Source organism: Streptomyces sp. NPDC016640 (assembly GCF_043076215.1).
In the GTDB taxonomy this organism is placed as follows: Bacteria; Actinomycetota; Actinomycetes; order Streptomycetales; family Streptomycetaceae; genus Streptomyces.
The window spans coordinates 319,512-343,228 of sequence record NZ_JBIBRG010000007.1 but is presented as its reverse complement, the minus strand read 5'-3'; the positions used below and the strand labels follow the sequence as shown (position 1 = coordinate 343,228).

27 protein-coding genes and 2 pseudogenes are annotated in these 23,717 nt (G+C 73.0%); 17 read left to right on the top strand and 12 right to left on the bottom strand.

Features of this window, described 5'->3' with window-relative positions; genetic code table 11:
• Positions 1–191 precede the first annotated feature (191 nt).
• Positions 192–815 (top strand): NTP transferase domain-containing protein, encoded by a 624-nt coding sequence (locus tag ACF07S_RS17455; protein ID WP_391964970.1) that lies wholly within the window; start codon positions 192–194, stop codon positions 813–815.
• A 210-nt stretch (positions 816–1,025) separates the two neighbouring features.
• Complete coding sequence (gene aceB, locus ACF07S_RS17450) at positions 1,026–2,651, top strand: malate synthase A (RefSeq protein ID WP_391974517.1); 1,626 nt, start codon at positions 1,026–1,028, stop codon at positions 2,649–2,651.
• Between the two features lie 13 nt (positions 2,652–2,664).
• On the opposite strand, the gene ACF07S_RS17445 is transcribed toward aceB, so the two are convergent.
• The 3 genes from ACF07S_RS17445 to ACF07S_RS17435 form a co-directional block, all read right to left on the bottom strand.
• On the bottom strand, positions 2,665–2,949 hold the full coding sequence (locus tag ACF07S_RS17445; RefSeq protein WP_391974516.1) for an Rdx family protein: 285 nt from the start codon (positions 2,947–2,949) through the stop codon (positions 2,665–2,667).
• On the bottom strand, positions 2,946–3,860 hold the full coding sequence (locus tag ACF07S_RS17440; RefSeq protein ID WP_391964967.1) for a HipA family kinase: 915 nt from the start codon (positions 3,858–3,860) through the stop codon (positions 2,946–2,948). Before ACF07S_RS17440 ends, ACF07S_RS17445 begins: the two co-directional genes overlap by 4 nt.
• A 206-nt stretch (positions 3,861–4,066) precedes the next feature.
• Positions 4,067–5,599, bottom strand: a complete 1,533-nt coding sequence (locus ACF07S_RS17435; RefSeq protein ID WP_391974552.1) for an IucA/IucC family protein — start codon at positions 5,597–5,599, stop codon at positions 4,067–4,069.
• A gap of 109 nt (positions 5,600–5,708) precedes the next feature.
• On the opposite strand from ACF07S_RS17435, the gene ACF07S_RS17430 reads away from it, so the two are divergent.
• The 3 genes and pseudogenes from ACF07S_RS17430 to ACF07S_RS17420 form a co-directional block, all read left to right on the top strand.
• Positions 5,709–7,223, top strand: coding sequence for an IucA/IucC family protein (locus ACF07S_RS17430; RefSeq protein WP_391964966.1), 1,515 nt, complete (start codon positions 5,709–5,711; stop codon positions 7,221–7,223).
• A 66-nt stretch (positions 7,224–7,289) separates the two neighbouring features.
• Positions 7,290–7,492: pseudogene (locus tag ACF07S_RS17425) on the top strand (alpha-1-antitrypsin); the annotation flags it as partial.
• A pseudogene (locus ACF07S_RS17420) lies at positions 7,481–7,759 on the top strand (hypothetical protein); the annotation flags it as partial. The pseudogenes ACF07S_RS17425 and ACF07S_RS17420, both read left to right, overlap by 12 nt.
• 47 nt (positions 7,760–7,806) lie before the next feature.
• On the opposite strand, the gene ACF07S_RS17415 reads toward ACF07S_RS17420, so the two are convergent.
• Positions 7,807–8,433 carry a winged helix-turn-helix transcriptional regulator gene (locus ACF07S_RS17415; protein WP_391974515.1) on the bottom strand — a complete coding sequence of 209 codons (627 nt, stop codon included), beginning with the start codon at positions 8,431–8,433 and terminating at the stop codon, positions 7,807–7,809.
• An 83-nt stretch (positions 8,434–8,516) separates the two neighbouring features.
• On the opposite strand from ACF07S_RS17415, the gene ACF07S_RS17410 reads away from it, so the two are divergent.
• Positions 8,517–9,725: a pyridoxal phosphate-dependent aminotransferase gene (locus tag ACF07S_RS17410; RefSeq protein WP_391974514.1), complete on the top strand. Its 1,209-nt coding sequence runs from the start codon at positions 8,517–8,519 to the stop codon at positions 9,723–9,725.
• A gap of 42 nt (positions 9,726–9,767) precedes the next feature.
• Positions 9,768–10,094: a hypothetical protein gene (locus ACF07S_RS17405; protein ID WP_391964963.1), complete on the top strand. Its 327-nt coding sequence runs from the start codon at positions 9,768–9,770 to the stop codon at positions 10,092–10,094.
• On the opposite strand, the gene ACF07S_RS17400 is transcribed toward ACF07S_RS17405, so the two are convergent.
• On the bottom strand, positions 10,091–10,957 hold the full coding sequence (locus ACF07S_RS17400) for a helix-turn-helix domain-containing protein (RefSeq protein ID WP_391964962.1): 867 nt from the start codon (positions 10,955–10,957) through the stop codon (positions 10,091–10,093). The genes ACF07S_RS17405 and ACF07S_RS17400 overlap by 4 nt on opposite strands.
• Positions 10,958–11,162: 205 nt before the next feature.
• Between ACF07S_RS17400 and ACF07S_RS17395 the strand changes: the two genes are divergently transcribed.
• Together ACF07S_RS17395 and ACF07S_RS17390 are read left to right on the top strand one after the other, a co-directional pair.
• A complete protein-coding gene (locus tag ACF07S_RS17395; RefSeq protein WP_391964961.1) occupies positions 11,163–12,128 on the top strand; it encodes an MBL fold metallo-hydrolase in 966 nt (321 codons plus the stop codon).
• Between the two features lie 22 nt (positions 12,129–12,150).
• Positions 12,151–12,642 (top strand): SRPBCC family protein, encoded by a 492-nt coding sequence (locus tag ACF07S_RS17390; RefSeq protein WP_391974513.1) that lies wholly within the window; start codon positions 12,151–12,153, stop codon positions 12,640–12,642.
• 72 nt (positions 12,643–12,714) lie between these two features.
• Here ACF07S_RS17390 and ACF07S_RS17385 read toward each other — a convergent pair whose 3' ends face one another.
• A complete protein-coding gene (locus ACF07S_RS17385; protein WP_391964959.1) occupies positions 12,715–13,620 on the bottom strand; it encodes an oxidoreductase in 906 nt (301 codons plus the stop codon).
• Between the two features lie 142 nt (positions 13,621–13,762).
• On the opposite strand from ACF07S_RS17385, the gene ACF07S_RS17380 reads away from it, so the two are divergent.
• The 7 genes from ACF07S_RS17380 to ACF07S_RS17350 all read left to right on the top strand — a co-directional run bounded on the left by ACF07S_RS17380 (position 13,763) and on the right by ACF07S_RS17350 (position 18,907).
• Entirely contained in the window at positions 13,763–14,647 is an 885-nt protein-coding gene (locus ACF07S_RS17380; protein WP_391964958.1) for a helix-turn-helix transcriptional regulator, read from the top strand.
• A gap of 166 nt (positions 14,648–14,813) precedes the next feature.
• A complete protein-coding gene (locus ACF07S_RS17375; RefSeq protein WP_391964957.1) occupies positions 14,814–15,644 on the top strand; it encodes a helix-turn-helix domain-containing protein in 831 nt (276 codons plus the stop codon).
• On the top strand, positions 15,641–15,850 hold the full coding sequence (locus ACF07S_RS17370) for a DUF397 domain-containing protein (RefSeq protein ID WP_391964956.1): 210 nt from the start codon (positions 15,641–15,643) through the stop codon (positions 15,848–15,850). The genes ACF07S_RS17375 and ACF07S_RS17370 overlap by 4 nt, the downstream gene beginning before the upstream one ends.
• Entirely contained in the window at positions 15,847–16,476 is a 630-nt protein-coding gene (locus tag ACF07S_RS17365; protein WP_391964955.1) for a hypothetical protein, read from the top strand. Before ACF07S_RS17370 ends, ACF07S_RS17365 begins: the two co-directional genes overlap by 4 nt.
• A 58-nt stretch (positions 16,477–16,534) precedes the next feature.
• Positions 16,535–16,957, top strand: coding sequence for an acyl-CoA thioesterase (locus tag ACF07S_RS17360; RefSeq protein ID WP_391964954.1), 423 nt, complete (start codon positions 16,535–16,537; stop codon positions 16,955–16,957).
• Between the two features lie 311 nt (positions 16,958–17,268).
• Entirely contained in the window at positions 17,269–18,153 is an 885-nt protein-coding gene (locus ACF07S_RS17355) for a lysozyme (RefSeq protein WP_391964953.1), read from the top strand.
• Between the two features lie 91 nt (positions 18,154–18,244).
• Positions 18,245–18,907: a peptidoglycan recognition family protein gene (locus tag ACF07S_RS17350; RefSeq protein WP_391964952.1), complete on the top strand. Its 663-nt coding sequence runs from the start codon at positions 18,245–18,247 to the stop codon at positions 18,905–18,907.
• Between the two features lie 91 nt (positions 18,908–18,998).
• Here the strand turns inward: ACF07S_RS17350 and ACF07S_RS17345 are convergent, their stop codons facing one another.
• The 6 genes from ACF07S_RS17345 to ACF07S_RS17320 all read right to left on the bottom strand — a co-directional run bounded on the left by ACF07S_RS17345 (position 18,999) and on the right by ACF07S_RS17320 (position 23,084).
• Positions 18,999–20,378 carry an 8-oxoguanine deaminase gene (locus ACF07S_RS17345; protein WP_391964951.1) on the bottom strand — a complete coding sequence of 460 codons (1,380 nt, stop codon included), beginning with the start codon at positions 20,376–20,378 and terminating at the stop codon, positions 18,999–19,001.
• 106 nt (positions 20,379–20,484) lie between these two features.
• Positions 20,485–21,396 (bottom strand): factor-independent urate hydroxylase, encoded by a 912-nt coding sequence (gene pucL, locus ACF07S_RS17340; RefSeq protein WP_391964950.1) that lies wholly within the window; start codon positions 21,394–21,396, stop codon positions 20,485–20,487.
• A gap of 6 nt (positions 21,397–21,402) precedes the next feature.
• Positions 21,403–21,810, bottom strand: a complete 408-nt coding sequence (gene uraH / locus ACF07S_RS17335; protein WP_391964949.1) for a hydroxyisourate hydrolase — start codon at positions 21,808–21,810, stop codon at positions 21,403–21,405.
• Positions 21,807–22,325 (bottom strand): 2-oxo-4-hydroxy-4-carboxy-5-ureidoimidazoline decarboxylase, encoded by a 519-nt coding sequence (uraD, locus tag ACF07S_RS17330; protein ID WP_391964948.1) that lies wholly within the window; start codon positions 22,323–22,325, stop codon positions 21,807–21,809. The genes uraH and uraD overlap by 4 nt, the downstream gene beginning before the upstream one ends.
• A gap of 142 nt (positions 22,326–22,467) precedes the next feature.
• Positions 22,468–22,836, bottom strand: coding sequence for a helix-turn-helix domain-containing protein (locus ACF07S_RS17325; protein ID WP_391964947.1), 369 nt, complete (start codon positions 22,834–22,836; stop codon positions 22,468–22,470).
• Positions 22,833–23,084 carry a thiamine-binding protein gene (locus ACF07S_RS17320; protein WP_391964946.1) on the bottom strand — a complete coding sequence of 84 codons (252 nt, stop codon included), beginning with the start codon at positions 23,082–23,084 and terminating at the stop codon, positions 22,833–22,835. The genes ACF07S_RS17325 and ACF07S_RS17320 overlap by 4 nt, the downstream gene beginning before the upstream one ends.
• A gap of 297 nt (positions 23,085–23,381) precedes the next feature.
• Between ACF07S_RS17320 and ACF07S_RS17315 the strand changes: the two genes are divergently transcribed.
• Positions 23,382–23,618 carry a hypothetical protein gene (locus ACF07S_RS17315; RefSeq protein ID WP_391964945.1) on the top strand — a complete coding sequence of 79 codons (237 nt, stop codon included), beginning with the start codon at positions 23,382–23,384 and terminating at the stop codon, positions 23,616–23,618.
• Positions 23,619–23,717: the final 99 nt, after the last annotated feature.

Below are 23,717 nucleotides of genomic sequence, written 5' to 3'. Positions count from 1 at the left end.
CCCAGAACACCGTCGTGCGCCTCCCCGGCCGGCCGAGCCCGCCGACCGGTGCGCGCCAGTAAACGCCACCCCGGGGCCTTTGCGCCAGTCCGCTGCGTCATCGACTTGTTCCACAGCGTGACACCGCGGTCCCCGGCACCGGTTCCCCGCCGACCCCCGGCGTCCCGCCACCGGTGCGGTATGCAGGAGGCATGACGACACCTCACACCGGCCCCAGCGGTCCGGACACCGCGGCCGTCACGGGGCTGCTGCTCGCCGCGGGCGGCGGACGGCGGCTCGGCGGCCGGCCCAAGGCGCTGCTCACCCACCGGGGGCGGCCACTGGTGGAACACGCGGTGGAGGCGCTGCGCGCGGGCGGCTGCGCACGCGTGCACGTGGTGCTCGGCGCACGGGCGGAGGAGGTGCGCGCCCGCGCCCTGCTGCCGGACTGCGTCCTCCTCGACAACCCCGCCTGGGAGCGGGGCATGGGCACCTCGCTGCGGGCCGGACTCGACTCGCTGGCCGGCACGGGCGCGCGGGCCGCGCTGGTCTCACTGGTCGACCAGCCGGGCATCGGGCCGGCGGCGGTCGCCCGGGTGCTCGGCGCCTACACGTCACCGCGGTCGCTGGTCTCGGCCGCCTATGACGGCGTACGCGGCCATCCCGTCCTGTTCGGCGCGGCGCACTGGGCGGGGATCGCCGCGACTGCCACCGGCGACCTGGGGGCACGTGCCTATCTGAAGGAGCACGCGCACCGGCTCACGCTCGTCGAGTGCGGCGACGTGGCCGAGGCGTACGACATCGACACCGAGGCGGATCTGGCGCACCTCGAGTGAGCCGGGCGCCGGTGCGGGGGCGGGGCTGCACCGAGCGCCGCCTTCCCCGGCCGGCCTCGGACGGTCCCGACGCCAGCGGAACATTGAACTTCCATCATGAGGAAACTATTATCCACTTCCCGGGAGCGCCCGCTCCCGGTCCGGGCGTCCGCCGCCGTACCCGGGCCGACCGGCACCCGGTGCCCTGCACGTCGAAGGAAGTGACAGCCGATGTCCGCACCAGCGCCGTCCCCGCCGGCCGTCGTGGACGCCGAGCCCCTGCCCCGGCAGGAGGAGGTCCTCACCGAGGCGGCACTCGTCTTCGTGGCCGAGCTGCACCGGCGGTTCACGCCCCGGCGGGACGAGCTCCTGGCCCGCCGCGCGGAGCGCCGCGCCGAGATCGCCCGCACCTCCACGCTCGGCTTCCTCCCGGAGACGGCCGCCGTCCGCGCGGACGACTCCTGGCGGGTGGCCCCGGCCCCGGCCGCCCTGGAGGACCGCCGCGTCGAGATCACCGGCCCCGCCGACCGCAAGATGACCGTCAACGCGCTCAACTCGGGCGCGAAGGTCTGGCTCGCGGACTTCGAGGACGCCTCGGCACCTACCTGGGAGAACGTGGTCCTCGGCCAGCTCAACCTGATCGACGCCTACACCCGGAACATCGACTTCACCGATCCGGGGTCCGGCAGGACCTACGCCCTGCGCCCCGACGAGGAGCTGGCGACGGTCGTCATGCGCCCGCGCGGCTGGCATCTGGACGAGCGTCACCTCACCGGCCCGGACGGCACCCCGGTGCCCGGCGCGCTCGTCGACTTCGGCCTGTACTTCTTCCACAACGCCAAGCGGCTGATCGACCTCGGCAAGGGCCCGTACTTCTACCTCCCGAAGACCGAGTCCCACCTCGAGGCACGGCTGTGGAACGAGGTGTTCGTCTTCGCGCAGGAGTACCTGGGCCTCCCCCGGGGCACCGTGCGCGCCACCGTCCTGATCGAGACGATCACGGCCGCCTACGAGATGGAGGAGATCCTCTACGAACTGCGCGACCACGCCTCCGGGCTGAACGCCGGCCGCTGGGACTACCTCTTCTCCATCGTCAAGAACTTCCGTGACGGCGGACCGAGGTTCGTCCTGCCGGACCGCAACGCGGTCACCATGACCGCCCCGTTCATGCGCGCGTACACCGACCTCCTGGTACGCACCTGCCACAGGCGCGGCGCGCACGCGATCGGCGGCATGGCGGCGTTCATCCCCTCCCGCCGGGACCCGGAGGTCAACAGGGTCGCCTTCGAGAAGGTCCGCGCCGACAAGGACCGCGAGGCGGACGACGGCTTCGACGGCTCCTGGGTCGCCCACCCCGACCTGGTCCCGGTCGCCATGGAGTCCTTCGACCGGGTGCTCGGCGACAAGCCGAACCAGAAGGACCGGCTGCGCGAGGACGTCGACGTCCGGGCGGAGGACCTCATCGCCGTCGACTCCCTCGACGCCAGGCCGACGTACGCGGGCCTGGTCAACGCCGTCCAGGTCGGCATCCGCTACATCGAGGCCTGGCTGCGCGGGCTCGGTGCGGTGGCCATCTTCAACCTGATGGAGGACGCCGCCACCGCGGAGATCTCCCGCTCCCAGATCTGGCAGTGGATCAACGCGGGTGTCGTCCTCGACAACGGTGAGCAGGTCACCGCCGAGCTGGCCCGCGGGGTCGCCGCCGGGGAACTGGCGGACATCCGCGCCGAGATCGGCGAGGAGGCGTTCACGGCGGGCACCTGGCAGCAGGCGCACGACCTGCTGCTGAGGGTCTCCCTCGACGAGGACTACACCGACTTCCTGACCCTGCCGGCGTACGAGCAGCTCAAGGGCTGAGCGGGGAGGGGCGTCACTTCTCCGAGTGGCCCAGGGTCTTCCCCGGGGCCACTCGGTCGCGGACGGCCCGCTTCACGGCCGTCGGCTCCGGGAATCCCTGCTCACGCCGGTCCCACCCCACCTCCTCGCCGACCCGGACGACGAGGACGCCGCCCGTGCCGGGCTCCAGCGACAGCTCCGTCAGTTCCGTCAGTTCCGTCTCGAAGGTCGTCAGCAGCTCCCGCGCCGGCCAGGTCGCCCGGGGCAGCCGGCGGCACCGGGTGCGGTACTCGGTCTCCACCCGCCGGACGTCCGTCATTCCAGGTGCACCGACCAATCCTGTTCCGCCGCCGGTCTGCCGTGCAGATCGGGCACCCGCTTCAGCCAGTCCGGGCGGCCCCGCCGCGTCCGCGCCGCACGCCGGGCGTTCTCCTCGGCGAGCTCCCGCGCGCTGGGGAAGTCGGTGGGCAGCCAGGCCGGGGACGCCCGGACGCGGGCGAGGAGGAACGCCACGTACGCCTCCCGGGCCTCGTCGGGCGTGGCGAACCCCGGTTCGCCGGCCAGCCAGTCGTCGGGGACCTCCGCCGTGATCTCCCTCAGCAGTTCCCCGGTCACCTTCGGCGCCAGCTCGGCGTCGGCCGCGCGGACGTCGGGGCCGTAGCGGCCGAGGGCGTGGTGGCGGAAGTCGTAGGCTCTGGCGGGATCGGAGCCGTCCCAGCGGTGGTGGAAGACGAGCGCGGCCCCGTGGTCGATGAGCCACAGGCGCGGAGCCGCGACGCCGAGCGTCGGCCAGACCATCAGGTTGGAGCTGTGGACGGTGCGGTCCACGTTCACGGTCAGCGCGTCGAGCCACACGATCCGGCCCGCCTCGAGCGGATCGACGTCGAAGTCCCGCGCGACCTCGGGGGCGAAGTCCCGGGCGCCCGGCAGGTAGTCCATGCCGAGGTTGACGCCGGCGCTGGAGGCGTGCAGCTCCCGCACCTCCTGGTGGACCTCCCCGGCGGCGATCTCCGGGTCGAAGCGCACCAGCACCAGTTCCGGGAACCGCAGTCCCAGGGCACGGGCCAGCTCCCCCACGATCACCTCGGCGACCAGCGCCTTGCGGCCCTGCGCGGAGCCGGTGAACTTCACGACGTACGTGCCGAGGTCGTCGGCCTCGACGACACCGGGAACGGAGCCACCGGAGTGCAGTGGTTCGACGTAGCGGGTGGCGGTGACCTTCCTCAGCATTTTCGAAGGCCCCACAGGCCTCGCGCCTTACGATTCACGACGAACCCCCCACGGATGCGGCGGCGCACCCCTTGCTTCCGGCCTCCGGCATGAAGCGAGCATAGTAACCGAGCGTGACAGTTGGCGAGGAGTTTCCGAGCCGCCGCGCACCGGCGCGGCCGGGAGCCGTCCCGCGGGAGGCGCGTCGCGGGCCGCCCGTGCGGCGTTCACCCGCCGGCCAGCGGATTGGGCAGCGGCAGGTAGCGGGCGTCGGCGCCGTCCGCACCGGTCCAGCGCAGCAGCAGGTTGGTCTTGGCGGGGAGGGTGGGCGCGGTGAGCAGGGCGGTGGCCTCGGGGAGGTCGTGGCGGGCCAGTTCACGGCGTACGGCGGGCCAGGGGTCGAGCCCGGGATGACGCTCGGCCAGGGCGGCGGCGATCTCGGCGAGGTTGTTGACGACCAGGCAGTACACCAGCCGTTCCCAGCCGGCCGCCCGGGACACCGAGGGCAGCGACGTCCCGCGGGTCGCGTCCGGGAGGAGCTTGACCCCCTCGGCGTCCCGGAACAGGGCCTGTACGGGCATGCCGTCGGGGTCCACGGCGATCAGCGTGTTCTGCAGATGGGCCTCCAGGACGACGCCGTGCTCGGCGAAGGCCGTCAGCGCCGGGGGCACCACCTGGGCCAGGTACGCCTCCCACCAGGCGGCCGGACGGGAGGTGCGGGCGAGCGGGTCGCCGTCGAAGCCCTCGGCCGACGCGGCCGCCAGGCAGGGCGTCGCGCCGGGCACCAGATGTCCGCGCAGCCCGTCGCGCACGACGACGGCCAGCTGCTCGTAGGCGAAGCCCGCGGTGCGGTGGCCCCGGTCGCTCAGCCAGGCCGCCGGTCCCTCGAACGCGGCGAGGGCGGAACGCGCGGCCGTGTCGGTCCCGCGCAGTTTCAGCAGGTCGTGGCGCCACAGCCGGCGGACGTCGTTGGTGATGCGCACATCCAGGCTGAACTTCAGGAACAGGTCCGGTCCGGGCGCGTACACGGTGCGGATCGCGGCCGTCGGCCACGCCTCGAAGGCGGTCGTGCCCAGCCGGATCAGACGGCCGTCGGCGAAGGCGGGGGCGAGGTCGCGGGCCGCGAGGTCCAGCTGCCAGGGGTGGGCGGGCAGCAGGCGGTAGCCGGGCGGGGCGGTGCCCAGACGGTCGAGGGCCCCGGTGTCGCCCTCCTCGACGGCCGCGTCCCGGCGCACTCCGAGCAGCGCCAGCGGGAAACGGGCGTACGCCTCGGGCGCGTACGGCAGCCAGCCCGCCGTGGGGCCGCCGCCGCGCGCCTTGGGGGCCGGGTGATGGCTGTGACCGGTGAGCAGCGACTGCTCGGAGCGCAGATACACGTCCTCGGGCGGGGTGGCCCGGGCGCGGGCGGCGAGCAGCGCCGCCACCGTGTCCCGGCTGTCGAGCATCTCGGCGGGCAGTTCGGTGTTGGACAGGCCGGTGTGCCGGCGCAGTTCCCCGGCGGCGAGTTCCACGAGTCCGGCGTGGCCGACGCGGCGCCAGGCGCCCCGTGCGTACACCTCGGGCTCGGTGGGGCGACGGGCGCCGCGCACCCGCAGCAGGCGATCCGTGCCGGGCAGACGGTACGTCCGCCGCTCGTCCGGGCCGGCGTCCGGCAGGGGCCGGGCCAGTTCACGCAGCAGGCAGTTCAGCAGCGGCGCCGCCGCGTAGGCGTCGGCGAGATCGGCGCGGCTCGCCGCGCCGTCGTCTGCGGGCGGGGGCATGAGGTCCACGCGTTCTGGTTCCCTACGGTCTGTCCGGACGGAGACGATCAGTATGTCTGTCATCGTCCACTCGTACGTCCCGCCCCGTGCGCACCCGAGGAGTCCGCCCGTGCACCGTCCCTCCACCGCCGAGGCCGAGATCGCCGACGAGCTGACCGTCGTACGGCCCGGCCTCGTGTCCCGGTACACGGGCGCGTTGCCCGGCGCTCGCGCTGCCGTGCTGACCCGGCTGTGGCGCGGTCTCGCGCACGAGCCGCTGCCGTGGGTCGACCGTCGCGAACCGGGCCGTGACGGGCTCACCCTGCTGCTGGGGGACGGGCGCCGGCTGCACGGGCCGCGGGCGGATCCGTACGCGACGGACGCGTACGTCACCGCCGTGCGGCTGGACGGGACGGCGTACGAGGATCCGGCGCGGCTGATGACGGACCTCGCCGTGCCGCACTCGGCGGTCTTCGCCGCCGAACTCGACGGAAGTGTCGCGTCGTTGGCGCTGTCCCGGGCGGGCGGACAGGTACCCCCGCGGGAGTGGCCGGCGCGGGACTGGGAGTGGGAGCAGCGGGTGGTCGACGGGCATCCGTTCCACCCCAACTGCCGTTCCAGGCCGGGTTTCTCGGTGGCCGAGCAACTGGCCTACGGACCCGAGCACCGGCCGGTCGTGGAGCTGGCGCTCGTGCCGGTGCCGGCCGCGGAGTGCCTGGTGACGGGGATGTGGCCGCAATGGCTCCGGGAAGAGGGGCGGTTGCTGGTGCCGGTGCATCCCTGGCAGGCGGCGCACGTGCTGAAGAGGAAGGGACGGGAGGGCGTACGGCGACTGGCGGCGCATCCGCTGATGGCGCTGCGCACGCTCGCGCTGCCGGACGGGCCGCACGTCAAGACGGCGCTGAGCGCCCGGCTGACGTCCTCGGTGCGGGACATCTCGCTCGGCTCGGTCGCCGCCTCGGCGGTGCTGTCGGAGTTCGGGGAGGCGGTGGCGGCGCGGACGGACGGACTGCTGCACATCACCCGCACCCTGGGCGCGGTCGCGGCCGGGTCCCCCGATCTGGCGGCGGTGCTGCGCGAGTCGCCGCGGGAATACGCGGCGGAGGGGGAGCGGGTGGTCCCGGTGGCGGCGCTGGCGACGACCGGACTGCCCCGCTCCCCCGCCTGGCTGGGCCGCTTCGCCCGGCTCGCCCTGACGGTCGGGCTGCGGCTGCTGGAGCTGGGGGTGGCCCTGGAGGCGCACGGCCAGAATCTGCTGGTGGTGCTGTCGCCGGCCGGGGAGCCGGTGCGGCTGGTCTACCGCGACCTGGCCGATCTCCGGGTCGGTCCCGCCCGGCTGGCCCGGCACGGCGTCGCGCTTCCCGAACTGCCCGCGCGCATGGTCACGGACGACGAGCGGGTCCTGCGGCGCAAGCTGTTCGGCTCGCTGGTCGCGGGCGCGCTGGCGGGGACGGCGGGGTCGGGACCGGTGCTGCGGGCGGCCCTGGAGCGGGTCGCCGGGGACCTGCCGCGCACCCCGGACCGGGCGGCGCTGGTCGACGGGCCCCTGCCGGCGAAGGCGCTGACGCTGATGCGGCTGTCGCCCGGGGCGGCCGGGGACCAGTGGGCCCAACTGCCCGGCCCCTTCCGGTACTCGTCCGTGTGAGCGCACGTTTGGGAGGGCGGCACTCCTGATCAATAGGATCCGCCGATGATCAGAAGAAAACGGCCGGGCTGGACACCGATCGGCCCCGCCCTGCTGGAGGCGGCCGACGACCTCGACGGCGGTGACGGCTCCAAGCGCATCGTGCTGATCAGCGACGGCGAGGACACCTGCGCCCCGCTCGACCCGTGCGAGGTGGCCCGGGAGATCGCGGCCGAGGGCATCGGCCTGACCATCGACACCTGGGCCTGGTGCCGAACATCAGGATGAGGGACATGGGCGGCGCGGCGGCGGTGGACGGCGCGCCGGCCGAGCCGCTGGTGCCGGGCATCGCGACGCGCGCCGAGCCGGACGGGGAGAATGACGGCCCGGCCGTACTGGCCGACCCGGAGCCCGAGGACGGCTGGACCTCCGGCTGGTGGTCCGACCGCTGGATCCGGACGGCGGCGGGCGGCGCGCTGGCCGCCCTGGCGGGCGGCGCCGGCCACCGCCTGACGCGGGGGTCCGGGCGCCCGCCCGGGGTGCCACCGACCGCGTGACGTCCTCCCGGAAGGCCCGCCCCGTGCGGGCCTTCCTCCTCTTCGTGTCACCTCTCCCGCAGGGCCTTGGCGAGCGTGCCCTCGCCGGAAACCCCGACCCGCCCGGCGCGGACCGCCTCGGCCAGGGTCAGTTCGCCGCGGCCGATCGCCGTACAGGTGGCGGTGTCCAGGGAGAACAGGGCGTCGGGCTCCCCGGGGGCGGGGCCGTCGCCGTACACGGGACCGTCCTCGGCGCCGACGTGCAGATGGAACCGGCCTTCCTCCAAGCGGACTTCGACGAGGCCCTCGCCCTCCAGGGCACGCAGCAGGGGCAGTGCGAACCAGTGGGCGCGTACCGCGTCCGTGGGACGCCGCTCGCCCAGTTCGGCCTCGCCCCAGGCGCCGAGGGACTGGAGAACGGGCAGCAACGCGCTCCCACGCGAGGTGAGTTCGTACACGTACGCCGCTCCGGGCGGGGGCAGCCGCCGCCGGGTGGTCAGCCCGTCGCGCTCCATGTCCTTCAGCCGCGAGGCCAGTACGTCCGTGCTGACGCCGGGCAGGTCCGCGTGCAGGTCGGTGTAGCGGCGCGGGCCGGCGAGCAGCTCCCGGACGATCAGCAGGGTCCAGCGGTCGCCGACGACGTCGAGCGCGCGGGCTGCGGAACAGTACTGGTCGTAGCTTCGGCGTGGTGACATGCGACGCAGTCTAGACACGTTGTTGGACTTTCCAAGCGCGGACTTGGTAAAACCAAGCAACACCACGCGAGGGGAAGCGGCACATGGAGTTCCGGCAGTCGAGCAAGCTCAGCGAGGTCTGTTACGAGATCCGCGGTCCGGTGATAGAGCACGCCAACGCGCTGGAGGAGGCGGGGCACAGCGTGCTGCGCCTGAACACCGGCAACCCGGCGCTGTTCGGGTTCGAGGCGCCGGAGGAGATCCTCCAGGACATGATCCGGATGCTCCCGCGGGCCCACGGCTACACCGACTCGCGGGGCATCCTCTCCGCCCGCCGCGCGGTGGCCCAGCGCTACCAGACGCTGGGCCTGGAGGTCGACCTGGACGACGTCTTCCTCGGCAACGGCGTCTCCGAGCTGGTGTCGATGGCCGTGCAGGCCCTGCTGGAGGACGGCGACGAGGTCCTCGTCCCCGCGCCGGACTTCCCCCTGTGGACGGCCGTGACGACCCTCGCGGGCGGCACGGCGGTCCACTACCTGTGCGACGAACAGGCCGACTGGTACCCGGACCTGGACGACATGGCGGCGAAGATCACGGACCGCACCAGGGCCGTGGTCATCATCAACCCCAACAACCCGACCGGCGCGGTCTACCCGAAGGAGGTCGTCGAGGGCATCCTCGACCTGGCCCGCCGCCACGGCCTGATGGTGCTCGCCGACGAGATCTACGACCAGATCCTCTACGACGACGCCGTGCACCACTCGGCCGCCGCGCTCGCCCCCGACCTGGTCGTCCTCACTTTCTGCGGGCTGTCCAAGACCTACCGCGTGGCGGGCTTCCGCTCCGGCTGGCTGGTGGTCACCGGCCCGAAGCAGCACGCGCGGAACTATCTCGAGGGCCTGACCATGCTGGCCTCCATGCGCCTGTGCGCCAACGCGCCCGCCCAGTACGCCATCCAGGCCGCGCTCGGCGGCCGGCAGTCCATCCGCGAGCTCACCGCGCCCGGCGGACGGCTGCGCGAACAGCGGGACGTGGCCTGGGAGAAGCTGAACGAGATCCCCGGCGTGAGCTGCGTGAAGCCGAAGGGCGCGCTGTACGCGTTCGCGCGCATCGACCCGTCCGTACACAAGATCCACGACGACGAGAAGTTCGTCCTCGACCTGCTGCTCCGGGAGAAGATCCAGGTCGTCCAGGGCACCGGCTTCAACTGGCCGTCCCCCGACCACTTCCGCATCCTCACCCTCCCCCACGCGGACGTCCTGGAGACGGCGATCGGCCGGATCGGGCGGTTCCTGAGCGGCTATCGGCAGTAGGGGCCAGGAACCACCAGCGGGGCGATCACGTCGGACCAAGGTATGCGAGAAGAGAAACAGGGCTGCGTGGGCATCCTCCTGGCGGCCGCAGGAGCCGTCGCGGCGGTGCTCGCCTGGGCGCCGAAGGCGCGGGGCAGTGTCCACGGCGGGTTCGAGGGCATGCACCGGGATCTGAGCGTCCTCTACGTCGACCTCCCGCTCATCGCCGTCGGCGGCGCGCTCCTCCCGTTCACCGCCTGGCTGCTCGTCCTGCGCACACTGCGCCGCCCATGGCTCGCGGCCGTGATCGCGGCGGGCATGCTCGCCCTCGGCATCTGGGGCCTGCTCAGCTGGTGGACGCCTTACCGGCGGCCCGAGTTCACGGGTTAGGCGCCCCTGCCGATGCCGCGAGCCTGGCGCAGCACCGTCAGCGCCGCGGCGGAGGCGGATCCGGGCTCCGCGGTGAAGGTGACGAGGGACTGGTGCGGTTCCTGCGGGACCTGGAACGTCTGCTGCGTGACGGTCAGGTCCCCGACGAGCGGATGGGCCAGGTCGTGGACGTTCCGGCCGCAGGGCTCGACGGTGTGTTCGGCCCACAGTGAGGCGAACTCGGGGCTGTGGATCGCCAGTTCGCCGACCAGCGCGGCGAGGCAGGCGTCGTCGGGGTTACGGGCCGTCAGGATGCGCAGGTTGCCGACCACGGTGCGGGCCTTGGCGGGCCAGTCACGGTAGAGGGCGCGGGTGTGCGCGTCCAGGAAGACCAGCCGGGACAGGTTGGGCCGGGTGTCCGGGTCGTCGGGCGAGGCGGGGTCCAGGTGTCCGGCGAGCAGGGCGTGCCCGGCCCCGTTCCAGGCGAGCACGTCGTTGCGGCGGCCCGCGACGAGTGCGGGCACGTCGCCCATGGCGGCCAGTAGCGTACGCAGATCGGCGGAGGCGTGCTCCTCGGGAGGCGCCGCCGGTCCGGTCCGGTGGCTCGCCGTCGCCGACAGGACGTGCAGGTGTTCCCGCTCGGCCGCGGTCAGCCGCAGGGCGGTCGCGATCGCGTCGAGGACCTCGGCCGAGGCGTTGAGCGACTGGCCCTGTTCGAGCCGGGTGTAGTAGCCGGCGCTGACCCCGGCGAGCATCGCGAGTTCCTCCCGGCGCAGCCCGGGCACCCGGCGCCGGTCCCCGTAGCGGGGCAGGCCGACGTCGTCCGGGCCCAGTCGTGCCCGCCGCGCCATCAGGAACTCGCCGAGCGGTGATCTGCGGTCCATGACGGCAAGTATGCGCGGCGGCCGTGTCCGTCGCCTGCACCTGTCAGGGGTAGGCAGGAGCGGGTCTGGTCACCTCGGCCCGGAGCCTTCAGAGTCGGTCGCACGGATCACGGCACAAGCCCTCCGCATCCGGCCCCTCCGTCCACGACGCCGCCGGACGCACCGCGCACCGGCCCCGCGCGTCGTACCCGAACGAGGTAGACACATGCCCACCACCCCGCCCGCGCCGCTCCCGCCCACGGAGGCGGCCGTCTCCACGGCACCCCAGGTCACCACGATCGAACTGGGCGACGTCGAGATCACCCGCGTCATCGAGTTCTCGGACACCTCACCGATGACGACCGACGTGTTCTTCCCCGGCAGCAAACCGGAGGAATGGCAGCGGCACGCCGCACTGCTGGACCCGGACCACTGGGACGCCCGCACCGACCTGACGCGCGTCGCCACCCAGTCGTGGGCGCTGCGCAGCGAAGGCAGGGTCATCCTGATCGACACCGGCGCGGGCAACGGCAAGTACCGTCCGCTGCAACCGATCTGGTCGTACCTGAACACGAACTACCTGGAGAACCTCGCCGCGGCCGGCATCGAGCCGGAGGACGTCGACCTCGTCGTCAACACCCATCTGCACGACGACCACGTCGGCTGGAACACCCGGCTCGACGGACGCGACTGGGTGCCCACCTTCCCCAACGCGACCTACCTCATGCCGCGGCCCGACGTCGAGTACTGGCATCCGGAGAACCTGCACAACACCGTGTTCGGCCGGGGGAACCAGAACGTCTACGAGGACAGCGTCGACCCGGTGATCGACGCCGGGCTCGTCACGACCTGGGACGACTCCTACGTCATCGACGCCAACCTCCGGCTCGAACCGGCGCCCGGGCACACTCCGGGTTCCTCGGTCGTCCATCTCGCCTCCGGCGGCGACCGCGCGGTCTTCGCCGGTGACCTGCTGCACGGCGCGATCCAGGTCCACGAGCCCCACCTCAACAGCTGCTTCGAGGAGGACGAGGACGGCGCCCGCGCCAGCCGGGCCCGGATGTTCGCCTACGCGGCCGACCACAACGCCCTGGTGCTGCCCGCCCACCTGCCCGGCCACGGGGCCTTCGAGATCAGGCGCGGGGGCGCCGGGTTCGAGCTCTCCGGCTGGGCGCCCTTCTCCCGCACCTGACCACCGGATCGAAGGAACCCCCATGTCCAGCACGCCTCTCGACGTCTCCTCCTACGGATTCACCCGGCACATCCGGGTGGCGGCCCGCCCGGACCAGGTCTACGACCTGGTCAGCACGGTGTCGAACATCAGCAAATGGAGCCCCAACGCCCTGCACGCCGAGTACGAGGACGGCGCCGGGCCCCGTGCGGGCGCCTGGTTCCGCGGCCGCAACCACGGGTCGGGCAGACAGTGGGAGAGCCGTTCCCAGGTCACCGTGGCCGAACCCGGCGCCGTGTTCGCCTTCACCGTGCTCGGCTCCGCCTCCGTGCCCGTCGTCGAATGGCGCTGGACGTTCACCGCGCACGGTTCGGGAACCCTGGTGGCGCAGACATGGCGCCTGCTCGTCGCCGACCCCGTCCTGGGCAGCACCTACGAGGACCTCGACCGGTTGCGCGACGCCACCGTCGCCGGCGTCGAGGCCACGCTGACGTCGCTCGCCGACTGGGTGGCCGGCAACGTCACGGCCCGATGACCCGGCGTCCCGTCCCGGGACGCGCCCGCACCACACCGACCGGCTCGCGGCTCCCTCCGGGGCGGCGACGGCTCACAGGTAGCGGACGCCCGTCAGTTCCTCGGCCACCGCCCAGAGTCGCCTGCCCACGGCCGGATCGGCCGCCTCCCGGCTGAGCCGGGCCTCGGTGACCCGGCCGCGTGTCTCCCCCAGCCCGGACGGCCCGAAGAACTGACCGCCCCGCACACCGGGATCGGCCGCGGCGCGCAGTTGCGGCAGCGCGCCCTGCTCCACCGGCTGCGTGACCAACAGGCCGGCCCGCGCGATCACCTGTCCGAGCCGGCCACGGTGCTCCCAGGCGCGCGGAGTCAGGTTGGTGCGGGTGAGACCGGGGTGAGCCAGTGTGCTGATGACCGGTGATCCGGCGGCGCGCAGGCGCCGGTCCAGTTCGACGCCGAAGACCGTGGTGGCGAGCTTGGACCGGCCGTAGGCGGGAGCGGCCCGGTAGTCACGCTCCGACATCAGGTCGTCGAAGTCGAGGTGCGCGTTCTTGTGGGTGATCGAGCTGAGGCTGACCACCCGGGCCTCCCTCGCCGCCTCCAGCCTGTCGAGCAGCAGGCCGGTCAGCGCGAAGTGCCCCAGCATGTTGGTGCCGAGGTGCAGCTCGAAGCCGTCGGCGGTGGTGCGGCGCGGGCCGAGCAGCACCAGGCCGGCGTTGTTGACCAGCAGGTCGACCGCCGGACGGTCGGCGGCCAGCTTCGCGGCGAACGCGCGGACGGAGTCGAGCGAGGCCAGGTCCAGCTCGCGCACCTCCGTGTCACCGCCGATCCGGCGGGCGGCCTTTGCACCGGCGGCGGTGTCACGGACCGCGAGCACGACGTGGGCGCCCCGGCGGGCCAGCTCCGTGGCCGTGATCAGGCCGAGGCCCGAGTTCGCGCCGGTCACGACGGCGGTCCTGCCCTGCTGGTCGGGGATGCGGTCGGCGGTCCATCCGGCCATGCGCTGCTCCTGAGGGTGTCGGCGGGGTGTGCGTGGGGTGCACCGACGACGTTAGGAGCGGTGCAGGCCGGTTCGGTCGTTCCGTTTTCCCTAGGTCTGCGGGACCTACCTTGGACGCCCGGTGAGAAGACACACTGGGGGCATGGCCCATCCGTACGCCCGTGAGCTCGGTGATTTCCTGCGCGCCCGGCGCGACCGGCTGCGCCCGCGGGACGTCGGTCTGGAGCCGGGCGGCCGGCGCAAGGTCACCGGGTTGCGGCGCGAGGAGCTGGCCCTGCTGGCCGGGCTGAGCACCGATTACTACCAGCGGATGGAGCAGGGCCGGGAGGTACGCCCGTCCGACGACGTCCTGGACGCGCTGGCCGGCGCGCTCGGCCTCGACGAAGCGGAACGCAGGCACCTGTTCGGCCTGGCCCGTGCCGCCCGCCGGCCGGTGCCCGCCCGGCCGGACCGCGGTCCGGAGCGGGTCCCGGACAGCACCCGGCGGCTGCTGCGGGTCATGGACACCCCGGCGGTCGTGCTCGGCCGCCACCTCGACCTGCTCGCCTGGAACCCGATGGCGGAAACACTGCTCGGCAGCCCGGACGGCTACCCGCCCGACCGGCTCAACATGCTCCTGCTGCTGTTCGACGACACGCAGACCGGCGAGCGGAGCTGCCCGGACTGGGAGCGTCAGGCCCTGGAGTACATCGGCATGATGCGCGCCGCCGTCGCCACCGATCCCACCCATCCGCGCGCCACCGCGATCATCGGCGAACTGAGCATCCGCAGCGCCGAGTTCCGGCGACTGTGGGCCCGGCACGACGTACGGGCCTCGGTCAGCGGCACCAAGACCTTCCGGGTCCCCGAGGTCGGCGACGTCGTCCTGGACTGGGACACCTATCCGCTGCCCGGCCGACCCGGTCCGGTCATGCTGGTCTTCACCGCCGAGCCGGGCAGCGCCGACGCGGACCGACTGCACCTCCTCGCGTCGTTGCGCGCGAGCCGCTCGCACGGGAAGGCGGCCCCTCCGGCCGCCTCGCACTGAGCCCGATGCCGACGTTCCTGTCACTCGGCGTGGCCATTCGCCCCTGACCCGCACGGAGACAGCGCCGGTAGACAGGGGCTCCGTACGCCTGCTGTCCAGGCCGTGCCGCGTGACGTTGCGCACCGACGACGGGTTGGGCACGGACGGGACATGGAGGTGTGAGGACATGAGCGTGGAACCTTACGGCGCGGACGAGGAGTCGGCGGCCGTCCTGCGGACCGTCGGGCGGGTCATCAAGATGTGCCGGGAGCGGGAGGGGATGACGCAAGCCGGTCTCGGAACACACATCGGGTACAGCGAGGAGCAGGTGTCGTCCGTCGAGCGCGGGCGCAGGGCGCCGATGGAGGAGTTCCTCGACGCGGCGGACCGGGTGCTCGAGGCGGGTGGGCTGATCTCGGGGCTGAAGAAGGAGGTGGCGAAGGCCCGTTTCCCGAAGAAGGTGCGGGACTTGGCCAAGCTGGAGGCGGAGGCCGTGGAGATCTGCGCCTATGACAACTCCGTAGTCAACGGGCTGCTGCAGACCGAGGAATACGTGCGGGCAGTGTTCGGGTCACGGCGCCCGGCGTTCTCCGAGGAGGAGATGGACGAGCTCGTCACAGCCAGACTGACCCGCCAGGAGATCATCGAGCGTCGGCAGGTGAGGACGGCTTTCAGCTTCGTACATGATGAGGCCGCGCTGCGACGACCCGTTGGGGGCAAGATGGTCCTGCGGCGCCAGCTCGAAAGGCTGCTGGAGGTCGGCCGGATGCGGAACATCGAGATTCAGGTACTGCCACTGGACTCCGAGGACAACGGCGGGCTCGATGGCCCCTTCCACCTGCTGCGACTCAAGGACGGCGCCACCGTGGGACACAGCGACATCCAGCTCGTCAGCCGATTGACCTCGGACCGCAGGGAGATCCAGATTCTGGAACTGCGCTATGGGATCATCCGGGCCCAGGCCCTCACGCCTCGAAAGTCACTGACCTACATCGAGAAACTGCTTGGAGAGACATGAGCCTGACGCCCCTGACCGGTGACGGCACCGCGTTGATGTGGCGCAAAAGCAGCTACAGCAACCCCGACGGCGCTGCCTGCGTCGAGGTCGCCCTCACCCCCGAAAGCATCCACGTCCGGGACTCGAAGCACATACACGGCCCCCGCCTGGCCTTCGCCCCCCGGCAATGGGCCGCCTTTCTCCCCTACGCCTCCGGACGCCGGTGAACCGACCGCTCACCGCCGCGCAGCGCCGTCTCGTCGACGCCGCCGATCCGGTGACCGGACGGCTGAGGGGGACGCCGGCGCAGCTCGCGGCGCTGGTGAAGCGCGGGCTCGCCTTCCGGCATCCGAGGCCGCCGCACGATCACTTCCTGACCCCGGCGGGGCACCGGGTGCGGGAGGCGGAGCCCGGGCCCGTGCCCGGGCGGGCGGAGGAGTTGGACACCGGCGGCGGGTTCGCCGCGCGGGCCGGCGGTGAGGAGGCGCCCGCGAAGGGGCCCGCCCGGCTCCGGGAGGTGCGCAGCGCCTGGCAGGGGATGCTGGAGCTGCGCAGGATGACCAACCCCGACGGTGCCACGGACCGGCCGTGCGGCTGGGAGCGCTCGCACCTGGTGCGGGCGGCCGCGCTCGCCCTGGAGGCCGCCGGACACCCTCCGGCCGACGCGGACGCCGAGGCCGGTTACCGGGTGCGGGAGACCCCGCAGCCGGAGGCGGTCGCCGTGCACGAAGCGGACGGCGAGGCGCTGCGGGCCTGCGCGGCCACGCTGGAGCGGGCCGGGTGGCAGGTCGGGGAGTACACGGAGCCGAGGACGCGAGCGCGCTATCTGCTCGCCTCCCCGCGCCGGGTGTGAGGGGCGTGCCAGGATCGGTGTGCTGAGCAACGGATCGGGCCGGTGTGAAGGGGACGCGGTGAGCGAGCCGTTCGCCGTACGGGTGACCGTGCGCGGGTACGAGACCGATGTGCAGGGCCACCTCGACCAGGCCGTGTACCTCAACTACGCCGAGCACGCGCGCTGGTCGCTGTTCCAGGAGGCGGGGATCTCCCAGTCCGGCCTCGTCGCCGGGGGCGTGGGGCCGGTCACCCCGGAGACCACCATCCGCTATCGGCGTGAACTGCTCGCCGGTGACGAGGTGGACGTGAGCTGCGTCTTCGTCCGGCGCGGTGGCAAGGTCTTCGACATCGAGCAGACGATCACCAGGTCCGACGGCACGGTGGCGGCCGAGATCACGGCGGTCGGCGGCCTCCTGGACCTCGAGCGGCGCCAACTGGTGCCGGACCCCCGGGACGCCTTCCGGTGGCCGGCGAGGGAACCGGCCCGGCTGGGGCTGTAGCACGGCGCGACCGCACAGGGCCGGGCCCCGGTGGACCGGGGCCCGGTGGACCGGGGCCCGGTGGACCGGGGCCCGGTTCCGGTTTCATCCGGTGAAAATTTCCGCCGCCCGGACCCAAGTCTCCAGGCCATCCGTTTCTGCAGTGGACCAGACCACAGAGAGCGACGAAGGACCTTTACACGCGTAGAGCCCCCATGCGTAACTGATGACGCGTGCACGTCAATCAGCACGGCCACCAGCACGGATCTGCCAGGTGACAGCGGCCGACGTCACCTCCTTCGCTCATCCCCACGTGTGTTCAGGAGGCAGCCATGTTCTCTCTCCCCCGCCGGTCGACCGGCACCCTCAGACGGACGGCCACGGCGCTCGGCGTCCTGGGCGCCGCGCTCGCCCTGACGGCCACCACCGCGAGCGGCGCGAGCGCCGCGCCCCGGCCCGCCCAGGACCGCGTCACCGTCGAGCCGGGCCAGGCGTACATGGGTGTGGGCGCCCGCGTCCACGAGGGCGCCCCGGCCGGAGAGCCGTCGATGGGCGTCATGGCCCCGACCGACGGCGTCCAGGGCATCGACGTCTCGCACTGGCAGGGCGCCGTCAACTGGACCTCCGTGCGCAACGCGGGCATCCAGTTCGCCTGGATGAAGGCGACCGAGGGCACCGGCTACAAGGACTCGAGCTTCAACACCAACTACCCCGCCGCGCACCACGCGGGCGTGATCCGCGGCGCGTACCACTTCGCCCGCCCCGACATCTCCGGCGGTGCCGTCCAGGCGAACTACTTCGTGAGCAACGGCGGCGGCTGGTCGCGCGACAACCTCACCCTGCCGGGTGTCCTGGACATCGAGCACAACCCGTACGGGGCGATGTGCTACGGCCTGTCCACCACGCAGATGCGCACCTGGATCACCGACTTCTACAACACCTACGCGTCACGCACCGGCCGTGACGTGGTGATCTACACGACGGCGGGCTGGTGGAACACCTGCACCGGCAACTGGTCCGGCATGTACGGCAAGAGCCCGCTGTGGGTGGCGCACTGGACCGGCGCGTCGTCCCCGACGATCCCGAGCGGGTTCCCCACCTGGACGGTGTGGCAGTACACCAGCACCGGTTCGGTCGGCGGCGTCGCCGGCCACGTGGACCGCAACCAGTTCAACGGCTCCCGCGACCGGCTCCTGGCGCTGGCCAACAACACGTGACGGCCCGGGCAGTACGCGATCACGCGGTAGAGCCGGCGGCCGTCCGCCGCCCGCTCCACCGCCTCCCCCGCCGCCCCTCCCTCCACGAGGAGTGATCGTGCATCCCGAATACGCCACGAGGCGCCGCCTCCTGATCGCCGGTGCGGCCGGCCTGGCGGCCGCGACCGCCCTGCCGGGCCCCGCGCACGCGCGGACCGGCGCCGTCGAGCCGGACATCGACAGCACCTCGGCCTGGGGCGCCCGGCCCCCCGGGGGAACCATCGGTGTCCTGCAGTACCGGCCCAGCAGGCTCGTCATCCACCACACGGTCGGCGCCAACACCTCCGACTTCTCCCGCGCCCAGGCGCACTCCCACGCCCACTGGGTGCAGGACCTGCACATGGACAAGAACGGCTGGGCCGACACCGGCTACCACTTCCTGGTCAGCCGGGGCGGCTGGATCACCGAGGGGCGGCACGGCAGTCTCCGGGCGCTCACCGGCGGGAAGAACTTCGTCCAGGGCTCCCACACCTCCGGGCAGAACAACCAGGCCATCGGGATCGCGTGCGAGGGCGCCTACCACGACGGCGCGTCACCGCCCGCCGCCCAGTGGGAGGTCCTGGTGACCCTGTGCGCGTACGTGTGCGCCCGGTACGGCGTTCCCTCCGCGCAGATCTACGGCCACAAGGACTACGGCGACACCCTCTGCCCGGGCGTCTACCACGACCGCCTGCCCCGTCTGCGGGAGGAGGTGGCAGCGGCCCGGTCGGCCTGACCGGTGCCCGTCGCGGCGCGGACGCCCCGACGGCCCCGGCCGGGAGCCGCCCCTCCCGGCCGGGGCCGTCGGGGTCCCCGGTCCCGCGCGTTCAGTCCCCCGCGGCGATCCGGGCCAGCCGCCGCGCCTCGGAGCGGGTCTCGCGGGCGATCGCGTCCTCGTCGGCGGTGAGCAGCCGGCCGTGCTCCACGATCTGCCGGCCGTTCACGAACGACGCGGTGACCGGTGCGGCGGCGCCGAGGACCAGCGCGGCCACCGGATCGGCGATGGAGGCGTGCGCGAGGGTGTCCATCCGCCACAGCACCAGGTCGGCGAGCTTGCCGGGCTCCAGGGAGCCGATCTCGCGCGCGCGGCCCAGCACCTGGGCTCCGCCGTACGTGCCGAGCCGCAGCGCCCGACGGGCGTCCAGGGCACGCTCGCGGTGGGCGCCGAGACGGTTGACCAGGAGGGCGTTGCGCAGTTCGGTGTGGAGTTCGCCGGACTCGTTGGAGGCCGTGCCGTCCACGCCGAGGCCGACGGGGACGCCGGCCGCGAGCATGTCGGGGACCCGGGCGATGCCGGCGGCCAGGCGCGCGTTGGAGGACGGGCAGTGGGCGACTCCCGTCCGGGTGCGGGCGAAGGCGGCGATGTCGGAGTCGTTCATGTGGACGCAGTGCGCCATCCACACGTCCTCGCCGAGCCAGCCGGTGGACTCGAAGTAGTCGGTCGGGCCCATGCCGAACAGCTCGTGGCAGAACTTCTCCTCCTCCACGGTCTCCGAGCCGTGGGTGTGCAGGCGCACGCCGAGGCGGCGGGCCAGCTCGGCACCCCGGCGGAGCAGGTCCGTGGAGACGGAGAAGGGGGAGCAGGGGGCGACGGCGACCTGGGTCATCGCGTCGAAGGAGGCGTCGTGGTGCCGGCGTACGGTCTCCTCCGTGGCGGCGAGGGCGCCGTCCAGGGTCTCGACGGCGAAGTCCGGGGGCAGTCCGCCGTCCTTCTCGCCGCGGTCCATGGAACCGCGGGCGAGGGTGAAGCGGACGCCCATCTCGTGGGCGGCTGCGATGACGGCGCCGGACAGGTCGCCGGAGCCGCGCGGGAAGACGTAGTGGTGGTCCATGGCGGTGGTGACGCCGCCGCGGGCCATCATCGCGAGCGAGCCCCGGGCCGCCGCGCGCACCATCGGCTCGTCGACGCGCGCCCAGGTCGGGTAGAGGGCGACGAGCCAGTCGAACAGGTTGTGGTCGGTGGCCAGGCCCCGGGTGATCCACTGGTAGAAGTGGTGGTGGGTGTTGACCAGACCGGGGGTCACCAGATGCCCGGTGGCGTCGATGCGGCGTACGACGTTCTCCAGGTCCTCGGAGGCCGGGCCCGCGCCGAGCGATTCGATGCGGTTGCCGGCGAGGACGAGGTGACCGCGGGCGTACTCGGTGTCCCGCGCGTCGACGGTCGCGATCGCGCAGTGGTCGATGACGATGCGCTGGGCTGCTGCCATGGTTCGTCCTTTTCGCGTACGGGGAGAGGGCGCGGCAGGGCCCCGGGGCCTTCGGGTGCCGTGGCCGGGGAGGGGTTCCCCGGCCACGGGTGCCGACGGGGTGCGGTCAGAGGTTGGTGAGGTCCACCGGTATCCGCGGCTCGCAGCCGTCCCGCAGGACGGTGGCCTCGATCAGGCCGTAGGGCCGGTCGGCGGCGAAGTAGACGGCTCCGTCGGCGGTGTCGTTCTCCAGTCCGAACGGTTCCAGGTCCACCAGGAAGTGGTGGCTGTTCGGGAGGGAGAAGCGAACCTCGTCGATCTCGCCGCGGTGGTCGATGACGTCCGCGCCCATCCGGTACAGCGTCTGCTGGAGCGAGCGGGAGTAGGTCCGGGCGAACGCCTGGAGCAGGTGCTTCCTGGTCTGCTCGTAGGACTGCTCCCAGTCGGGCATCTCCTGCCCGTCGTCGGTCCAGTTGAACCGCCAGCGGGCGGAGACCGAGGTGGCGAGGACGCGGTCGTGGGCCTCCTGGAGCGTCGTGTACTCGTCCTTGAGGTAGCCCCGGAACTCGGAGTTCGTGGAGTTCATCACCGTCAGGTCCGTCAGACCGGAGACGACCTCCCACCTCTCCCCGTCGAAGGTGACCTGGGCGAGCCGCGTCTCCTGGCCCCGGCGGACGAAGGAGTGCTCGCCCCCGTCGGCGCCGGAGGCCGCGATGCGCTCCCAGGCGTACTCCTCGATCCGGATGCGCGCCCGGTGGATGGGCCCCTGCGAGGTGACGAAGTGGCGGGCGAGGTGGATGCCGAACCGCTCGGCGGACTCGATGCCGTGTTTTTTGGCGAAGGCGTACACCGTGTTCTTGGTGGTGTCGGTCGGCAGGACGTTGGCGTTCGATCCGGAGTAGTGGACCTCGTCCATGTCGCCGGACAGGGCGACGGAGACGTTCAGGTCCTTGATGTGGTGGGTGGCGCCGTCCCGCGTGATCCTGACGACTCGGGTCTCCGCCTTGCCGTACTGGTTCTGTCCCAGGATGGTGGGCATGGGCAGCTAGCTCCCTCGGTAAACGGAGTAGCCGAACGGGTTGAGCAGCAGCGGTACGTGGTAGTGCTCCCCGGGCTCGACCGCGAACGTGATCACGACCTCGGGGAAGAACACGCGTGCGGCACCGCCGTCCCGGTTCGCGGGGGCGTCCTGCTGCGCATCGGCCCGGTTCTCGGCGGATTCCCCGAAGTACGCCTCGACGGCGAAGTCGAGCCGTACCCGGGTGGTTCCCTCCGGCAGCGCCGGCAGGTCCTCGCACCGTCCGTCCGCGTCGGTCACGGAACCGCCCAGCGGCTGCCAGCCGTCCTGCCGGCCCGAGCGGGCGGCGAGGCGGACGGCGACGCCCCGGGCGGGGCGGCCGGCGCTGGTGTCCAGGATGTGCGTGGACACGGACGCGGTGGTGTCGGTACTCATGTGTGTCGGTCCTCTGCGACGAGTCGGGCCAGCCGGATGCGGTTGATCTTCCCCAGTTCGGTGCGGACGATCTCGCGCTCCCGCTCCGGCGGGTTGCCGAGGCGTTCCCTGACGGCGTCCCGCAACTGCTCGCCGGTCCGGCCGGTGGCGCAGACGAGGAACACATGGCCGAACCTCTCCCGGTAGGCCAGGTCCAGTTCGAGCATCTCGGCCCTGAGCCCGTCCGGGGCGCCGGCCATGCCGCTCTGTTCCCGGGCGGAGGCGGGGTCCCCCGGTTCGGGGCGGCCGATCGGCGGGTGCCCGGCCACCGCCTCCTCCAGGTCGGCCGGGGTCAGCCGGGCCACGGCGGCGTCGTTGGCGGCGTACAGGTCCTCGGCGGTGGCGTAGGGACGGGCGGCGAGCAGGCTCCGGGCCCACGCCGTGGAGGCGCACGCGGTGTGGAGCGCGGCGAGGGCCGCCTGCTCCTCCAGGGCGTTGAGACGGGCCAGTCCCGGGGGCATGGAAGTCGGCGTCACGTGAGCCTCCGTGGTCGCGAGCGGCCCTGGTGCTGTACGGGCGTGCCGACAGTGAACGCCCGTCACGCGCAGGACGTCAACAGTTTGTTGAGAATTCCGGGTGCCGAGGAGGAGCACGCCGGGGAGGACCGGGTGCCCGGGATCAGGAGCCCTTCTCCCGGTTGAGGTAGTTGTAGACGGTGAAGCGGCTGACCCCCAGCGCGCTCGCCACGGTCTCCACTCCGTGCCGTACGGCGAAGGCGCCGCGCGCCTCCAGCCCCCGTACGATCTCCTGCTTCGTCCTGCGGTCCAGGTCCGCCAGCGGCATGCCCTTCCCGCGCTCGAGGGCCGCGAGGATGTGGTCGAGGGAGTCCGCGAGCTGGGGCAGGCGTACGGCGACGACGCCCGCACCCGCCCAGGAGAGCACGACGTCGTCGGTCCCCGCCTCGTCCGGCGGGACCATCTCGCCGCCCATGGCGTCGACCAGCGGCTTCACCGCCGCGATGAAGTCCTCCTCACCGCCGCCGGTCACCGGTCGCGCTCCTCGACCACGTTGACCTGGAGCGAGATCCGGGTGGCGCCGGCCGTCAGCGCCCTGCGCAGCAGCGCGTCCACGGCGGTGAGCACCGCGTCGGCGCCGCCCTCGGCGGTGTTCCCGAACGGCCCGACGTCGACCGCGTCGAGCCCGGCCGCCTCGATGACCTCGCGGGCCACCACCGCGTGCGCGGGCGCCTCGTCGAGGTCGAAGGGCTCGGTCGTGAACTCCACTGTCAGCCGCACTGTGCCCCCATCGGCATCCGCTCCGGCCCCCGCGTCGCGCCGGGTCCGCGCCCCGGGCCCGGACCACCCGGCCGCCTGGGGAGACCTTAACGGACCGCGGTGCCGGACGGCGCCCCGCGGGAAACCCCCGGTCCCGGACGACGGACCCGGCCCCGTGCCGCGCGGAGGTGAGCGCCGCCGACGCGCTGCGACCGGCCCTCCCCGCCCTTGCGCCGCCCGGACGCGGACGGTCCCGCACCCCGGGCGCTCACCGGCGTCCGGGGTGCGGATCCGCCCCGGGCACAGCAGCCTGGGGGCATGGCACATCCCACGGAGCAACCGCACATCGTGGTGCACTCCCCCGCCCTGGACGGCTCCCGGCGGGTCACCTCCGGCGACGAGACGCTGGGCATCGCCACGCACGCCGACGACGTGGGCGAGATCCTGCGGCTGGCCGACCTGTACGTCACCGATGTCGGGGGAACCGACCTCATCGAGTGGCAGGGCGGCGGTCCCGACGACTGGCCGGGACTGTCGGAGCACCAGGGGACGTGAGCGTCTCCACTGCATCGGGGTGGGCGGGGGCGGCGGCGGACCAGCACGGCGGCCGGCCCGCGCACCGGCGCTGACGGGGCGCCGCCGGTCCGCCGGTTC

Bases quoted from the DNA above. Each gene is read 5' to 3' on its own strand.
- ACF07S_RS17455 (WP_391964970.1), top strand. From the start codon at position 192: ATGACGACACCTCACACCGGCCCCAGCGGTCCGGACACCGCGGCCGTC.
- aceB (WP_391974517.1), top strand. From the start codon at position 1,026: ATGTCCGCACCAGCGCCGTCCCCGCCGGCCGTCGTGGACGCCGAGCCC.
- ACF07S_RS17445 (WP_391974516.1), bottom strand. From the start codon at position 2,949: ATGACGGACGTCCGGCGGGTGGAGACCGAGTACCGCACCCGGTGCCGC.
- ACF07S_RS17440 (WP_391964967.1), bottom strand. From the start codon at position 3,860: ATGCTGAGGAAGGTCACCGCCACCCGCTACGTCGAACCACTGCACTCC.
- ACF07S_RS17435 (WP_391974552.1), bottom strand. From the start codon at position 5,599: ATGCCCCCGCCCGCAGACGACGGCGCGGCGAGCCGCGCCGATCTCGCC.
- ACF07S_RS17415 (WP_391974515.1), bottom strand. From the start codon at position 8,433: ATGTCACCACGCCGAAGCTACGACCAGTACTGTTCCGCAGCCCGCGCG.
- ACF07S_RS17410 (WP_391974514.1), top strand. From the start codon at position 8,517: ATGGAGTTCCGGCAGTCGAGCAAGCTCAGCGAGGTCTGTTACGAGATC.
- ACF07S_RS17405 (WP_391964963.1), top strand. From the start codon at position 9,768: ATGCGAGAAGAGAAACAGGGCTGCGTGGGCATCCTCCTGGCGGCCGCA.
- ACF07S_RS17400 (WP_391964962.1), bottom strand. From the start codon at position 10,957: ATGGACCGCAGATCACCGCTCGGCGAGTTCCTGATGGCGCGGCGGGCA.
- ACF07S_RS17395 (WP_391964961.1), top strand. From the start codon at position 11,163: ATGCCCACCACCCCGCCCGCGCCGCTCCCGCCCACGGAGGCGGCCGTC.
- ACF07S_RS17390 (WP_391974513.1), top strand. From the start codon at position 12,151: ATGTCCAGCACGCCTCTCGACGTCTCCTCCTACGGATTCACCCGGCAC.
- ACF07S_RS17385 (WP_391964959.1), bottom strand. From the start codon at position 13,620: ATGGCCGGATGGACCGCCGACCGCATCCCCGACCAGCAGGGCAGGACC.
- ACF07S_RS17380 (WP_391964958.1), top strand. From the start codon at position 13,763: ATGGCCCATCCGTACGCCCGTGAGCTCGGTGATTTCCTGCGCGCCCGG.
- ACF07S_RS17375 (WP_391964957.1), top strand. From the start codon at position 14,814: ATGAGCGTGGAACCTTACGGCGCGGACGAGGAGTCGGCGGCCGTCCTG.
- ACF07S_RS17370 (WP_391964956.1), top strand. From the start codon at position 15,641: ATGAGCCTGACGCCCCTGACCGGTGACGGCACCGCGTTGATGTGGCGC.
- ACF07S_RS17355 (WP_391964953.1), top strand. From the start codon at position 17,269: ATGTTCTCTCTCCCCCGCCGGTCGACCGGCACCCTCAGACGGACGGCC.
- ACF07S_RS17345 (WP_391964951.1), bottom strand. From the start codon at position 20,378: ATGGCAGCAGCCCAGCGCATCGTCATCGACCACTGCGCGATCGCGACC.
- pucL (WP_391964950.1), bottom strand. From the start codon at position 21,396: ATGCCCACCATCCTGGGACAGAACCAGTACGGCAAGGCGGAGACCCGA.
- uraH (WP_391964949.1), bottom strand. From the start codon at position 21,810: ATGAGTACCGACACCACCGCGTCCGTGTCCACGCACATCCTGGACACC.
- ACF07S_RS17315 (WP_391964945.1), top strand. From the start codon at position 23,382: ATGGCACATCCCACGGAGCAACCGCACATCGTGGTGCACTCCCCCGCC.